The 15,103-nt window shown below is 44.5% G+C and carries 15 protein-coding genes; 7 read left to right on the plus strand and 8 right to left on the minus strand.

Translation table 11 applies throughout. The features are described 5' to 3' along the window. Positions 1–15: 15 nt before the first annotated feature. Together J7I42_RS23795 and ligD are read right to left on the minus strand one after the other, a co-directional pair. The gene (locus tag J7I42_RS23795) at positions 16–3,336 is read right to left on the minus strand and encodes a SusC/RagA family TonB-linked outer membrane protein (RefSeq protein WP_209141380.1); all 3,321 of its coding nucleotides are present in this window, start codon (positions 3,334–3,336) and stop codon (positions 16–18) included. A gap of 260 nt (positions 3,337–3,596) precedes the next feature. Next, the gene (gene ligD, locus J7I42_RS23800; RefSeq protein WP_209141381.1) at positions 3,597–5,648 is read right to left on the minus strand and encodes a DNA ligase D; all 2,052 of its coding nucleotides are present in this window, start codon (positions 5,646–5,648) and stop codon (positions 3,597–3,599) included. A 58-nt stretch (positions 5,649–5,706) separates the two neighbouring features. On the opposite strand from ligD, the gene J7I42_RS23805 reads away from it, so the two are divergent. Next, on the plus strand, positions 5,707–5,913 hold the full coding sequence (locus J7I42_RS23805) for a KTSC domain-containing protein (RefSeq protein ID WP_262898155.1): 207 nt from the start codon (positions 5,707–5,709) through the stop codon (positions 5,911–5,913). Between the two features lie 750 nt (positions 5,914–6,663). Here J7I42_RS23805 and J7I42_RS23810 read toward each other — a convergent pair. After that, positions 6,664–7,053 (minus strand): DUF1398 domain-containing protein, encoded by a 390-nt coding sequence (locus J7I42_RS23810; protein ID WP_209141383.1) that lies wholly within the window; start codon positions 7,051–7,053, stop codon positions 6,664–6,666. Positions 7,054–7,077: 24 nt separating this feature from the next. Continuing rightward, a complete protein-coding gene (locus tag J7I42_RS23815) occupies positions 7,078–8,691 on the minus strand; it encodes a Na+/H+ antiporter (protein ID WP_209141384.1) in 1,614 nt (537 codons plus the stop codon). 84 nt (positions 8,692–8,775) lie between these two features. Between J7I42_RS23815 and J7I42_RS23820 the strand changes: the two genes are divergently transcribed. Continuing rightward, entirely contained in the window at positions 8,776–9,411 is a 636-nt protein-coding gene (locus J7I42_RS23820; protein ID WP_209141385.1) for a hypothetical protein, read from the plus strand. 281 nt (positions 9,412–9,692) lie between these two features. On the opposite strand, the gene J7I42_RS23825 is transcribed toward J7I42_RS23820, so the two are convergent. Continuing rightward, on the minus strand, positions 9,693–9,857 hold the full coding sequence (locus J7I42_RS23825) for a hypothetical protein (protein WP_209141386.1): 165 nt from the start codon (positions 9,855–9,857) through the stop codon (positions 9,693–9,695). 127 nt (positions 9,858–9,984) lie between these two features. Here J7I42_RS23825 and J7I42_RS23830 point away from each other — a divergent pair, with 127 nt between their 5' ends. The 3 genes from J7I42_RS23830 (at position 9,985) to J7I42_RS23840 (ending at position 11,694) form a co-directional block, all read left to right on the plus strand. Beyond that, complete coding sequence (locus J7I42_RS23830) at positions 9,985–10,332, plus strand: hypothetical protein (protein WP_209141387.1); 348 nt, start codon at positions 9,985–9,987, stop codon at positions 10,330–10,332. An 88-nt stretch (positions 10,333–10,420) separates the two neighbouring features. Next, positions 10,421–10,924: a hypothetical protein gene (locus tag J7I42_RS23835; protein WP_209141388.1), complete on the plus strand. Its 504-nt coding sequence runs from the start codon at positions 10,421–10,423 to the stop codon at positions 10,922–10,924. Between the two features lie 152 nt (positions 10,925–11,076). Then, positions 11,077–11,694, plus strand: coding sequence for a class I SAM-dependent methyltransferase (locus tag J7I42_RS23840; protein WP_209141389.1), 618 nt, complete (start codon positions 11,077–11,079; stop codon positions 11,692–11,694). Between the two features lie 96 nt (positions 11,695–11,790). On the opposite strand, the gene J7I42_RS23845 is transcribed toward J7I42_RS23840, so the two are convergent. The 3 genes from J7I42_RS23845 to J7I42_RS23855 all read right to left on the minus strand — a co-directional run bounded on the left by J7I42_RS23845 (position 11,791) and on the right by J7I42_RS23855 (position 14,010). After that, the gene (locus J7I42_RS23845) at positions 11,791–12,216 is read right to left on the minus strand and encodes a nuclear transport factor 2-like protein (RefSeq protein ID WP_209141390.1); all 426 of its coding nucleotides are present in this window, start codon (positions 12,214–12,216) and stop codon (positions 11,791–11,793) included. A 22-nt stretch (positions 12,217–12,238) separates the two neighbouring features. Further along, entirely contained in the window at positions 12,239–12,979 is a 741-nt protein-coding gene (locus tag J7I42_RS23850; protein ID WP_209141391.1) for an SDR family oxidoreductase, read from the minus strand. A gap of 110 nt (positions 12,980–13,089) precedes the next feature. Continuing rightward, complete coding sequence (locus tag J7I42_RS23855; RefSeq protein ID WP_209141392.1) at positions 13,090–14,010, minus strand: helix-turn-helix domain-containing protein; 921 nt, start codon at positions 14,008–14,010, stop codon at positions 13,090–13,092. Positions 14,011–14,168: 158 nt separating this feature from the next. Between J7I42_RS23855 and J7I42_RS23860 the strand changes: the two genes are divergently transcribed. Both J7I42_RS23860 and J7I42_RS23865 read left to right on the plus strand, forming a co-directional pair. After that, positions 14,169–14,519: an energy transducer TonB gene (locus J7I42_RS23860; protein ID WP_209141393.1), complete on the plus strand. Its 351-nt coding sequence runs from the start codon at positions 14,169–14,171 to the stop codon at positions 14,517–14,519. A gap of 134 nt (positions 14,520–14,653) precedes the next feature. Beyond that, entirely contained in the window at positions 14,654–15,088 is a 435-nt protein-coding gene (locus J7I42_RS23865) for a TonB family protein (protein WP_209141394.1), read from the plus strand. Positions 15,089–15,103: the final 15 nt, after the last annotated feature.

Consider the following 15,103-nt stretch of genomic DNA (forward strand, 5'->3'; position numbering starts at 1 on the left):
TTCGTTTCGGTGGTTTTAGAATTCAACATTTATACCTGCAGTGAATGAACGGGCGCGGGGATAAGCACCCCAGTCGAGCCCCAGGGTTGGATAGCCTGTTTTACCCTGTTCTATGTTCGTATTCACTTCCGGATCAAGACCGGGATAGCTGGTTAATGTTAAGGCGTTATAAATAGCACCGTAAATGCGGATGCGTTGCAGTTTGGCCTTTTTCATCAGCGTTGTTGGTAAGGTATACCCTAAGGTTACAGTATTCAGGCGCAGGAATGAACCGTCCTGTATGCCCAGTGAAGAAACCACGGGGTTCTCCTGGTAGGGCAGGAAGGTCTTTGCGTTTGCATTCAATGCATTCAGCCCGGCGGGGTCGGTAACTCTTACCAGTTGTCCGTTTTGAATATCAAAGATCTTATATGCATCTTTCAGGTAGCTTAACCTGTTCCTGTACAAACCATCTTCCTTGCCACCGGTAAAGGCTGCCAGATAGTTGGCATTGTAGATCTGGTTGCCGTAGCTCCAGTTCCAGTTAAGTGCAAGGTCAAAATTGAAATAAGAAGCATTGATGTTAAAGCCACCGGTGTGTTTGGGGGTCATGTTGCCAATAATGGTAACGTCTTTTTCATCAATGAGTTCGTCGTCATTCAAATTCTTGAATTTGATAACGCCGGGGTGTGCAGCCTGGCCGTTTGGTTTGTTAGCTGTAGTGCCAAATACTGTACCTACGATACCACCAGTAACATCGGGGTTGTTCGGGTTTTTGTTCAGCGTATATACACCATTGTTGTAGGTAAAGTCGTCGGGTGTATACCAGCCATCATATACATAACCACGTACCTGGCCAAGGGATTTTCCTTCCTGTAATACATAATCGCCGGTGTTGGGTTGTGTAACAGTTGAACCCCATTGCGATTTGTATAAGCCGGTGGAACCATTGGCCAGTTTTTCAATTCTGTTGCGGTTGAAGTTGATATTGAAACTGGCCGATAATTTGAAATCATGGGAATTCACAATATCGCCACCCAGTGAAAATTCAATACCCCGGTTGCTGATGCTGCCCACATTTTCAAAACCTGTGCTGAAACCTGAGATCGGGTTCAGGCTTGAAAGCAACAGCAGGTTGTTGGTAGTGTTTTTATAAAGATCGATGGTACCGTATATTCTGTTCTGGAACAAGCCGAAATCGATACCCAGGTTTCGGGTGGTAGATGTTTCCCATACCAGGTTCGGATTGGCGAGGTTGTTAGAAGTGGTATAACCGATCTGCCGGTTCTCATTGATAGACCACTGGGTTAAACCGGTGGAGGTCCATTGTTGGTGCCACTGATTAGGGTCAATGCCATCATTACCTACAGTACCGTAAGAAGCACGCACTTTCAGGTTATTTAACCAGCTAATATCCTTTAGGAAATCTTCATCCGAGGCACGCCAGGCAAGTGCGGCAGCAGGGAAATAAGCCCACTGTTTGGTTGGGGCAAAACGCGATGACCCATCAGCCCGGAACGTAAAGGAGACCAGGTATTTATCGAGCAACGAATAATTAACGCGACCAAAATAAGAGTTGTATTTAGTTGGGAACCCAACACTTGAGGTAATACTGTAGTTGATAATAGTACCTGTGGTAGGTGCGTAACGGTCCATCATCGCAAAGGCCTGATCGGGACTAAAGCCAGCAGGGAATTTATTGCTGGTCATAGTATTCTTTTCACTTTGATTATTCATCACTTCCTGACCAACCATTACATTCAGGTTATGTGCCTTGCCCAAACCGGTTACATTATAGGTTAACGTATTTACCCAGCGATATTTCCAGCCTTCTTCTGCAGTAATAGTGGCATTTCCGCCATAGGTCTTATTGCCGGCTCCATCCAGGTAATCGTTGTAAATGGCGCCCGACCAGGATTTTTCTCTGTTCCAAAAGCGGTTGTAACCGAATTCGGTCCTTGCTACCAATCCTTTTATGATGGTCCAGTTAAGGGCGCCATTAGCGCGCAGGGTCCTTTCTTTTTGCAATGGCAGATAATCCTTCATTCTTTCAACCGGATTGTATCTGTCTTGCAAAACCTGATCGTATAAACCAAGTGGGGTGTTTTTTGTATCGTCCAGTTCGCCCAGTACATCGCTGGTGGCAATGGGCCTGAACTGGTAGCTTGAAGAAAGAATTGATCCTTTACCATTCGTGGTACCTTCATTACTCATTTTTTGGATGTCTACATACCGGCCATCGAAGGAGAAGGTAAGTTTGTTGGAGATCTTCTGGTCTATCTTGACCAGGGCATTGGCCCGTTTGAACCAGGAGTTGACCCGCATCCCATCATTGTCGAGGTAGCTCATAGAGATCAGGTACTTGGTCTTGTCGTTCCCATTGCTGATGCTCAGGTTATGGTTATGGGAGAAGGAACTGGTATAAGCTTCTTTTGAGTAATTGGTGGCGTTCACATTTTTGTAGTGATCAATGCCTTCGGTATTGTTGTACTGGGTGGCGTAACTGCCGATGCCCCACAGCCTTTCCCAGCCAGATGCATAGGAATTGGTGACTGTTTTGGCATATGCCCAGTTGTAGGCGATATAGTCATAGGCATTCAGCGTTTCAAGGTACTTGGTGGGTTGGTTGTGTTGCAGGTAGTTATCGTAGCTGATAGCGAATTTGCCGTTCCTGCCGCTTTTAGTGGTCACAATAACCACCCCATTGGCGCCGCGGGCGCCGTAAATGGCGGCAGAAGAGGCATCTTTCAGCACATCGATGCTCTCGATCTGCGAGGCCGGAATATCGTTGATGTTTGATACCGGGAACCCGTCCACAATGTACAGCGGCTCGTTGCTGTTTGAAATGGAACTTCCCCCGCGTACCCGTACGGACATGGAAGCATCGGGGCGGCCGTCCTGGGCGGTAACGGTAACACCGGGAATTTTACCCTGCAGGGCCTGGGCTGCATTGGCCACCGGCACTGCTGCCAGTTGTTTACCAGATACCGAACCTACCGAACCGGTAAGGTCTTTCCGTTTTACCGTTCCGTAACCAATTACCACCACTTCGTTCAAATTGCCGATGGAAGCCTTTAGGGTAACCTCCACGGTGTTGATGCCGGAGGCCAGCGACACTTCCTGGGTTTGCATGCTGCCATGCGAAATAACCAGGGTGGTCACAGATTCCGGTAATGCAATACGAAAATTACCATTCACATCGGTGGCGGTTGCCACCTGGGTGCCTTTGCCACTGACCGTAGCTCCCGAAACCATTTCGCCAGACCCGTCTTTTACAATACCGGAGATGGTCCTGATTTGTGCGGTTGCTACAGCGGCGCTAAAAACAAGGGAAAACAATAGAAGAATCGCTCTCATAAGCAAGCATTTTTAACATGAGGAATAAATAGCCAGGGAATCGTTTTGGTGTTGACCCTGAAATAGGTAAACGCGACAAGTGTAGGAAAGACGCAAGTATAGCAGATACTCTTTCATACAGCTTTAGCAATGACCAATTCAAAGCTATTTTATCATGAGTGGGGGGAGGTTCAATAATTGTCCTAATAGGTATAAATTCTGGTAATATGGAAATTATTGGTTATTTGACTGACATGGAGACGGTTATAGAGGGGATGGGCTTATCTAAAAAGCTTCTGTAGCGAGACAATTGCCTTTTTCATATTGATCCCTTTTCCCAGCACCGGTTTAAAAATATCACCCTGTTCTTTGATGCGGGCCACTACATTATGGATGGTAAAGTCTTTCATTTTTAGCCCCTTTTTTACATCTTCCCAATGCAAGGGCATAGATACGGTTGCGCCGGGTTTGGGTCGCAGGGAATAGGCACAGGCAAGGGTAGCCTGCGGGCGGTTCTGTAAGAAATCGATGTAGATCTTTCCTTTTCTATCGGCGGTAGCGCGCTCTATACTGGTGAACCTGGGTAATTGCTCGTTCACAATGGTGGCTATCAGTCGGCCAAATTCCCGGGAAGCTTCATACAGGTATTTTGCCCCCAACGGGATGTAAATATGAATACCAGTTGACCCGGACGTTTTGCAGTAATTGGGAATGCCGGCACTTTCCAGGATCTCGTGTGTAACCTGGGCCGTCTTTATTACCTGGTCGAATGTATTGGTATCGGGGTCAAGGTCGATGATGCACCAGTCGGGATTGTCCGGTTGTTGCACCCGGCTGCTCCACGGGTTCATTTCAATGCAACCCAGCGAAGCCATGTACAACACATCTGCTTCCCGTACCGGTACCAGAAAACTTTTTTGTATGCTTTTGTCTGTATAAGGAAAGGTGTTGATCCAGTCGGGTATTTTACCGGCTACATTTTTCTGGTAAAAACTTTCGCCATCAATGCCATTCGGGAACCGGTTCATTGATTGTGGGCGGTCTTTCAGATAAGGTAAAATGATTGGCGCAACCTGGTAATAATAGTTCAGCATATCCCGTTTGGTGATCTTTTCCTTAGGCCAGTATATTTTGTTGAGGTTGCTGAATTTTAGTTTGTGTCCATTAATGGTGCGTTCCTGTTGTTTTTCACCGGGGTTTAATAAGGTTTTGCGTTCCGACTCGCTTCTGCGGGTGATTATTTTTTCTTTATGCAGAATAGATTCCGGCATTACTTTTTTAAGCGGTTTTGCTTTTTCGGCTTTTACGTCGGTTGCTTTTTTATCAATGCGCATGCCTTCAAACGAAGGATGACGCATCACACCATCGCTGGTGATCTCAGCAAATGCCACTTCACAAACCAATGCCGGTTTTAACCAGGTGGCAGTTGCTTTCGGGGGATTGGGGCGGAACCGGGACGGCTTATTATAATCGGGTTCTCGCTCAAACGGACAGTTTTTTCGCATCAGGGGTTTAAACTTTTCCATCATCGCCCGTTGGTCTTTATCGGTAAAACCAGTACCTATTTTGCCTGTGTAATGCAGGGCTCCGTTTTCAAATACACCTACAAGCAGGGAGCTGAATAGTTTTGTAGACCCTGCATTGCGGGTAAAGCCACCGATCACCACTTCCTGTCGTTTTGCGATCTTTATCTTTAACCAGTCTTTTGATCGAACCCCCGGCACATATATACTATCGGCTCTTTTTGCAATAATGCCTTCGAGGTTCATCTCTTTGGCGATGTCATAAAAAGTAGTTCCCGGCGCATTAAAGGTTTGACTGAGTTGTACCGTTGGATGCTTCGGCAGCATTTTTTTGAGTATTTCTCTGCGTTGTACTAGTGGCAGGTCCATTAATAAATAACCATCCAGCCACAACAGGTCAAATACATAATACAACAGTTCCCCATCAGCTTCGCTTCGCCAGTTCTGCAGATCGCCAAAGCTGGAGATGCCTTCTTTATTGGAGATAATGATCTCGCCATCGAGCACGGCATTCAGGTTGAGTTTTTCCAGCGCAGCAGTGATTGGATAGAATTTTTCGTTGAATGATTTATTGTTACGCGAAATGACCGACACTTTGTTGTGCTGACAATGCGCAATGGCGCGGTAACCATCCCACTTTACTTCGAATAACCAGTTATCGGCATCAAATGGTTTGTCAACCAGGGTGGCCAGCATGGGCGAGAACCCGCGAGGAAAGGATGCCTTTACGCCCGCTTGTTGGCTGAGTGTCCCCGCTTTCCGCCTGCGTGAAACAATGGTCTTTTTCTTTTTTTGTGTGCTAACTGCCATGCACTATAAGAATAATTTTTATGCCACAGCGCCGGCATGGTTTTTTAACGCTTATGGTATGCCTTCGTCGGTGGTAGCCCATATGAATTATTATCCAGAAACATCCACTCTGCGGGTCACCTATACTTCCGGGGAGATATATGATTATTTGAAAGTACCGGCTGCCATTTATGATGCCATGAAGCAGTCCTGGTCGAAGGGAAAATATTTGAATACGGTTATTAAGGGGCGGTTTCAATATAAGAAGCTTAATCGTGAGACGTGAGACGTGAAAAGGCTTACCAAATCCGAGATTCACTTTCGGCAATCCGCCTTCGCCAAGGCTACGGCGGACAAGTCGATGGCCTGGGACCGATCTTACCAAATCTCTGCAATGAATCTGGCTTCCTGATCAACTCCTCAACTGGTCAACTGATCAACTCCCCTCAACCTACCCATAAATCAAAGAACTCTCATATGCTGACGGGGCGAAGCGAAGCCTGTCAGCGTGCCGACAAGCTTCGGTTCGTCGGCATACAAAGGTACCCCTTACTTTCTTCCCCAAGCGCCATCATGTGACGGGCTTCGGAAACCGCTGGGACGGTTACCTTTAAACCGGTGGGACGTTTGGTAATTTCTCCACTGAAATTTCATTTTAGGTGTGACGGTTCGAGGAAAAAGGTGTGATGGACAGTCGAAATCCTGTGACGGTTGGTGATTTCTCCCCGGAATTTCTAATTTAAGTGTGACGGTTTGAGGAGAAATGGTGTGACGAGTGGTCGAAATTCTGTGACGGTTTTTATTTTCTTCTCTTTGCCTCCTCGGTTCCTCCCCGATTCTCCCTCGGTAGGCCTCGAATTCCGAGGACCCAAAGAGGACCCAAAGAGGTACCATTGAGGTAGCATTGAGGTGGCGGGCTGGTTGACAGGTTAATCAGGCAAAAGGGATCGTTTCACCCTGGTTGTTTTCTTCACCCTGATGCAAGCTTGCGGTACGCCCCGTAAAACCTTAAACTTTAACCTTTAAACAGAAGACCTTATCCAGGAATTTTCTCCTCCAATAAAACACTTCCCGCTTTATCAAAATAAGTGCAGCTCATGGCAGATAGATCCGCTATCCATTTTTCAATGCCAGCTTCAGCGCAATGCCGGCAAAAGGTAGGGTAATCGGTTTGGCCCTGTTGATGTGCTTTCAGGTTTTGTTGAAATTGGTCTTTATTGCTGGTAGCAGCAATTTCCAAATTTGCATACTTGGGTTCGCTATGCAAGGTAAACTGGTTTGCTCCGGAGTAATCTGTATGCCCATCCTGCACCCAGGTTTCATAGGCGGTAACACCTGATTGCTTTAAGTCCCTGATATAGTTTGGAAAATCGGCACCGCTTTTTACTTTGGAGTGAGCAGCTTTGATTTGTTCGATCGTAAACATCTTTTATTATTTTATGTTCGTTGCTTAATCCTCTACGGCTACCAGTTTCTCTCTGATCTTGTATTCTTCAATATCAATCAACGACAGGTATTTCCTGATCAGCTCTTCATCATATTCCTCCAGGTGGTTAACTTTATTCAGGGTGGCGCGTTGCTTTTCCAGCAGTTCCAGGTAAAGGAGTTGGAAGTTTCGCAACGCCGTTTTGGTATTATTGGTCGATGAGTCCAGTTGTTCGGTCAATAATTTCAGATCGATCTTCAGGCGTTCGTGGAGATTCTTTAAATGTTCGCTGACATTTTCTCCTTTATTGGCCTTTTCTTCTAAAAATTCAATGGAACATTTGGCAATCTTTTTTTGAATGTTCAACTCCTGAATGTCTTCCGGTATGGTATTACGGACAGCTGTTGGTTTTAATTTCCTGATCAGCCAGGGGAGGGTAAGTCCCTGAAAAACCAACGTAACCAGAATTACAATAAACGTTATAAAAAGAATGAGGTTGCGATAGGGGAAGGCCTGATTGTCGCTTCCAAGCAATGGGATTGACAACGCTGCTGCCAATGATACCACCCCACGCATGCCGGCCCAGCCAATTACCAGCGGGTTTCGCCAGCCTGGACTTTTATCGGCCACGGTAATATACTTGCTTATAAAAACGGTAAATACAGAAGCACCCAGGGTGCAAAGAATACGGCAAACGATCAGCACCAGGGAAATGGTCAGGCCATATCCTATGGCGGTTTTCAAACTGATATCACCTAATTGATTTATAATAGAAGGAAGTTGCAGACCGATCAGCATAAATACCAGTCCGTTCAAGACAAACACAATGTTGTTCCACACATTTACGCCCTCTATACGACTGCGATAACTTAACATGCGATGCCGGTGGGCTGATAACAATAAGCCGCCACTTACCACAGAAAGCACCCCTGAAAAATGATAATGTTCCGCGGTATAATACATGCAATAAGGGGTCACCAGGGTGAGAATGATCTCAATACTGGGCGTGGTTGGCAACCATTTATGAATGGCGTAGAAAATAAAACCGATGGCCAGGCCAATGAGCGTACCCATAATAATAACCAGGAAAAAGCTGCCCACTGCTTCCGACATATGAAACTGTCCGGTGATCACCGCGGCAATGGCAAACCGGAAAACAATAAGCGAAGAGGCATCGTTAAGCAGGCTTTCGCCTTCGATAATACTTACCAGTCCTTTCGGAACTTTTACCTGTTTCATGATAGTACTGGCTGAAATAGCATCGGGCGGCGAAACAATGCCGCCTAATAAAAAGCCTAATGCCAGGGTAAACCCGGGAATACAGGCCCAGGAAACAAGGGCAATTACAGAGGAGGTAAGAATTACAATGGGAAATGCAAAACTGGTGATCACCCGTCGCCATTTCCAAAATTCCTTCCACGACACCTGCCAGGCAGAATCAAACAGCAGGGGCGGTAAAAAAATAAAAAAGACCAGTTCAGGATCTATGGTGATATTAGAAAAAGTAGTCGTAACACTGAGTGCCAGCCCGCCTAAAACAAGTACTATAGGATAAGCCAGTTTCAGCCGGTTGGCGAGCATGACCAGGGCCAGAATAATTAAAATAAGATAAACGTATTGGATAAAAAGATGCTGCATGAATCGGGTGTTAACCATAAAAATAGGAAAACTGATACAAACTTCTATATAGATTGCAAAAGCTTGTTCCTAAAGAATACCAATATGTTTGAAAACATCCGGCTGTTCACAAAAAGAGATAATAAGATCAGCGACCCTAACCCATCGTGGGATACCCAATCAAGAATTCATTGTAGCTGTGAGTTGAATACCGGGCTGGGTAATAAGCTTATCTGGACACCCGGTAATACTATTCCCCTGCACAATTTAATTGAGTTTTATAACGGGTGGTATGACGCTTCGGTCACAGTAAATGGTAATTTTCAATATGCCTTCAGCAATGGTGGAGCAACCATCACTATTTTGTATAACACAGGAAATGTTATTATCAGGTATAAACATCATAATATAGATGATGAAGTGCTGCGTAAAGGGGTGTGGGCCCCTAATTATAAAGACGAATTTTATTGTAAGGTGATGTCCATCTTAACGCAGCATACCAATACGGCACTATGTATGAAGGTTGGACAATTGTTCTTCAAAAAAAACAACCATGAACATCAATTTGAGATAGGGCAACGGGTAAAAACCATTCTCAATAATAATGTAAAAACCGAACGGGTCGGATATATTCTCCACCGCGGATACCATTTTAATGATAGTACGAATCTGTATTTTCTAATGATAAATGGAGAGAAATACTCAAAAAGATATTTACCGGCGGACCTGGAAAAAATATAACGAACCCTGGTTATAGCAACAAGGGTACGTTAATACAGGTGCTATTTCCTGACACCACAAGCCTTTACCACTAACAAGGGAACAGTTATTAGCAGCCATAAATACCATTTAGGATTAACTACATATCCTTGCTCCACTGCAATGGCGCTTGCTAATACCAGTATGACGGGCATAGCGCTCCCAGCAGAAACAGGTCGTTGCTTCCGGTACATGACAAAAATTTACAGGTTAATTATTGGAATAATTAAATACACATCAATGTTATCCCAAGCCTTTAATAATCAGGCCTGGGCAAACCTGTTGAAGTCTTTATAAGTGGAGAAGTAATACAGGTGCGGACAAAAAGGAACAAACTCGGGGAATGACCAGGTTACACTATTACTGATGTCAAGTATAATATACCTGACGAAGTTGGTAATATATGTATGTAAAGGAATACTGGTCATTGGGCCAAACTTACTAATAATAATTGAGATAGTATTATAAACCACCTAATACTTCGTTAAAACTTTGGCTGCTGATTAAACGTTCCCTTCGCTTGCATTTGCGCATATATTAGGCTACTTTTGCCGCGTGAGGTACTTATTTACATTACTGATATTATTTGTTCAGGTAGTAACCTGTTTTACTGCCAGCGCGGGAACGTCGTTGCCTGCAAATAATATAGCTCACGAAAAAAGTTCATCCCTGCTGGCCAATGATCATTTAATTGATCATTTCGCAGAGATAGCATATGCCATTCAGTTTAATTGCGTTGCGTTTAATGGAAGGGACCACCGGGATACAGATGGTTCTATTATGGTGGCGCGTCTTAGCAATTACATGGCTGGCGACCTGCGTAAACGTGTCAGCGCTTTTCCTACACCACATTGGTCTTCATTCAGAAGGCTGCTATTATTTCCCAATCACTATTTCTGGTAACCGCTGTTTTGTTTTATTGAACAAAACCCTATTGGTTAATGATCACCACGATCATTAACGGCATTCTATTACCTAAACTTATTTTACTATGTCAGATGTAGTGATAGTACTAATGCTATTAGTACCTATAATAGCTGTTGTTATAATCCTTAATAACGCGAATAAACGCCGGAGAAAAAAAGCGCAGAAAAAAATAAATACCTATATAACGGAAGCCACCCGGCAAACCGGCATTACCAATTATTATCGTAAACAGTTGCTCAGTCAAACCCTGATCCTCGATGAAAAGGCCCGGAAGCTGTTGATCGTTGAACACAATGGTGTTTTTTCACATGAGGAGTTCCCGCTTGATGCAGTGAGCGGAATTGCAGTCGTGAATCATACGCAAGCTTTTACATTAGAAGGAAAGGGACAGAAAAAGGAGCATCTTACTACCAGGATCGGTGTTGAACTCAAGTTTAGAAAAGTTGACGGCGAGCGATTTCTCACCCTATACGATCACCTGGAGCACAACGTATACCTGATGGCTGATCTTGATAAAGAAGCGCATCAATTGCGCGAAAAGATAGAGAAAGCACGAGCTGGAAATTAATGATCCGGGAAAACCGAAGGTGCTGCAAGAATGATGGTAGTAATCCGTATCGCTACTTGTTTTTCATAAGTTCATGGTGTGTTTCCACCTTCAATGAAAGGGGCCCTGGTTGCAGCGGGGCCCTTTTTTATTATTCATCCTATCTTTGTTGTATGAACAACGCATCGCAACACCATTGGGACCATGTTTATGAAACGAAGGCCGAGGATGAAGTGAGCTGGTACCAGGCCAACCCACAACATGCGAATGAGTTGATGAAACTGTTTAACCTGCCATCTGGCGCTGCGATCATTGATGTTGGTGGTGGCGACAGCCATTTTGTAGATGCGATGTTGGCCGCAGGTTATAGCAATATTACCGTGCTGGATATTTCAGCAGCCGCCATCAACCGGGCAAAGGCCAGACTGGGAGAAAAGGCCGATCAGGTTACCTGGATCGTTTCTGATGTTACCGGGTTCAACCCAACAAAACAATATGATCTTTGGCACGACAGGGCCGCTTTTCATTTTTTGACCACTGAAGAACAGATCACTCAATATGTGTCTATCGCTGGCCAGGCTGTAAAGCAAGCCGGTTATTTATTGTTAGGCACCTTCTCTGAAAACGGTCCCACCAAGTGCAGCGGACTGGAAATAAAGCAATATTCAGAACCTGCCATGACCGCCAGGTTTTCGGCTGACTTTGAGCGTATCAAATGCATTTATGAAGATCATGTAACGCCGGCCAATAAAGTGCAGCATTTTATCTTTTGTGGCTTCAGGCGGAAGTAGGGGCAAATGCTGATAAAGCGAGGCTTTAATTTATTTCTCTGAGTGAATCACGGGCCTTTCTTATTTGTCTCCTGTACGAACGGTTAGTTTTAATAATTAGTAATCAGCCTGTCCAATTTCCAGTTTGTATATTTTGTTATGGGCATCGAGATGGAACTTGAAATAGGTTTTAAAGTTGCCCCAGGTATCGCTGTGAAACTTTCCATAGATGGATCGGCCGGTGTCTTTTACAATGTCAATACTGGTGAACCGTTCATGGCCAATGGCTTCCCTCGAAAAATTTTGAAAATCACGGGGATGACCATCATCCAGCAACTGTGCATCGGGAGTGAAATAAGAAAGCCACAATGTTGAATCCCCCGCCTGCCAGGCCTGAAATGCCTCTTTTACCGTAGGATTGGAAAGTTTGCTGGTATCCATACTTTTTATTTTTGAGTTGTCATTGTTGTTTTCTTTTTGTGCTTCGGCTCCCATACACCCTGTAAGCAGCGCAAAGGCTATGAATATCGTTGCAATGTGCATAGTTGAAAGTGTGGGGTGTTAATTAAGCCATAGCGCCATTTACGCCGATGGTTTGGCCGCTGATCCATTTGGCATCATCACTGGCCAGGAAAACGATCACCGGTGCAATGTCACCTACTTCAGCTAACCGGTTGAACGCATTCAATGCAGCCTGACGGGCGATCATTTCAGGAGTTTTCCCTTCCATGTATAATTCGGTATTGGTAGGACCAGGTAAGATTGCATTTACCGTTATCCCTCTTGACCCCATTTCTTTGGCAAAAACGCGGGTCATTTGTTCCACCGCGCCTTTAGAGGCAACGTATGTTCCATAAGTAGGTACCATGGCCCGGGTTAACGTAGTAGAAGTGTTTATGATAGTACCACCATCCGCCAATTTGGTAGCGGCTTCGCGCATGGTATTAAAGGTGCCGCGTACGTTTATATCAAACTGGCGTTCAAAATCTTCATCAGTGGTGTCTTTCAGCAATTTCATGATCATAACCCCGGCATTGTTGATCAGCACATCAATTCTACCATAATGGGCAATGGCGGCATCGAACAAGGCGGTCACTTCAGCCGATTTACTAACATCAGCTTTCAGGGCAATGGCATCGCCACCTTTGTCTTTGATCTCCTGTACTGTTTTATCTGCAGCCGTCTGGTTGCCTGAATAATTGATGATCACTTTTGCGCCTTCGGCAGCGATCAGGTGTGCTGTTGCAGCGCCAATACCTCTTGAAGCGCCGGTAATCAATACTACTTTGTTATTTAATCTGTTCATGGTCCTTTGTTTTATTTGTTTGATTTGATAACACAAAGATGGCCCATGAATGGCCCATAAAACGTACAAAGTTTACAGCAAGAGTTGCAAAAATCTAAGAATGGGGGTTATTAAACCAGTTGTTTGCGGTAGTCGGCCGGACTTTGACTGGTGTGTTTCTTGAAATAATTGCTGAAATGGGAGGCTTCCAGAAATCCCAGTCTGCTGGCGATCTCTTTAATATTCATTTGTTTGTCCTGCAACATTGCCTTGGCTTCGGCAATGGTCTTATCGGCGATCCAGGCGCTGATAGATTTACCGGTTTTGCTGGTGATCACGCTCGAAAGATAGTTTACATGAAGGAATTGTTTATCCGCATAATCCTGAACCCGTAGCTGGGCGTCGGTCTTGCCATTGGCCAGATCGCGAAAATGCTGTTCCAGGTTTTGCTTGAACGTTTTAACGATCTGGGAGCTGCGGTTACCTTCATAAATAGGGTTGTAGCCCTGGAAAAAATACTCTTTGATCTTTAATAAGAGGGTAACCACCGCACTACCAATGATCTTGTTTTTGTAGGGAGAATCGCCCTGGTGTTCGCGGTATATGAATTTATACAATTCTTCAATGATCGCAAATTGGCCGGGTGTTAGAACCCGTGGTTCCACCGTTTCTGTAAGCAAAAAGGAGAATTCGCGGTAGATATCAGGATGCACCTGTTCTTTTAAATAAGATTCAGTAAAAACAACGAGACAGGTTTCGGTAACCTTATGCCATTCGAATTTGCGGAAGTTACCAGGGTTGGTAAAATAAACGGTACCGGGTACCATCGGAAAACTTAGGTCATCGATCGTGTAATTGCCAAATGCGTCTTTGATAAAAAGAAAGCTGAAGAAATTGGGTCGGAAGGGGATGGAGGAAACCGGGTATTCCTTGAACAGGTCCTGCAGGTATAGGATAGAAAACCCCGAGGTTTGATCTACGATCTCATGCGAAAGCCCCATGAGCTCATACAGTTCATTAAGGGTTTTAACTACAAGATTTTTTGATGGCATGGTTCGAAAGTAGGAAAATAGGTTGATATGTTGACAGGGTTGACAGAGTTGACAGGTTAACACGTTGACAGGTTAACACGTTGACAGATTTAAAACAAAAAGGAGTGAATATGGAATTTTGAATGCCTGGCATCTTATTTCAAACCCTGACTTAGGATATGAAGAGTTGTATACCCTTTATGCTTTTATTTTTTGTGACCGGTTCAGTGTGTTTTTCTGCAAAGGGGCAATCGGCTGTATCTGTAAAAGCTGCTAAAATAGATAGTTCAGAAAAAGATGTAACAATTGTTTGCTTTCACCTTGCTGATACGATACCATCCGAATATCCGGATGGAGCGGGCGCGTGGTCTCGTTTCCTAGCCAAACATCTTAAATTTCCGGCTGCATATATGGATTCAGCAATTCATGAAACGGTGGTTGTTCAGTTTGTAATAGGTCCTGATGGGAAAGTAACCGAGATAGAGGCCTTGAGTGGTCCTATGGAATTGAGGCAACAGCTATTGATGTGATGAAAAGATCTCCTGACTGGAATCCTGCCGTGTACAAAGGCCACAAGGTTAAAAGCATAAAAAGACAGCCCTTCGTATTCTCAAATGTACCATAATGGCTGTAGAGCATTTTATTTCAAATCCTGATTGAGTATATGAAAAGGCTGATAGCTGTTTTATATTTTGTGCCCGGTTCCTTATGTTTTTCTGCAAAAGGGCAATTAGCTGAGTCTATTGAAGCACCTGCCATTGATAGTGCCCGTGAAGAATACGTTGACTTTATTTATACTGAAGCTTTTGAGCCTGAATTTAGGGGTGGAAACGCAGCATGGCTTAAATTCCTTCAGCAAAATCTTAAGTATCCGCGTGCAGCCTGGAAAGCCAATATACAGGGGGTAGTAGTAGTTCAATTTGTAGTAAATGCTGATGGAAAGATCTCCGATATAGAAGCCCTGAGCGGGCCTGAGGAATTGAGGCAGGCTGCTATAGACGTAATAAAGAAATCGCCCCAATGGATCCCAGTTAAAAACGTAAAAAGTACAAAAGGCATAAAAAAACAGCCCATCATTTTTCGGTTTAAAGAAAAATGATGGGCTGTGTTCTTT

Source organism: Niastella soli (assembly GCF_017742245.1).
In the GTDB taxonomy this organism is placed as follows: domain Bacteria; phylum Bacteroidota; class Bacteroidia; order Chitinophagales; family Chitinophagaceae; genus Niastella; species Niastella soli.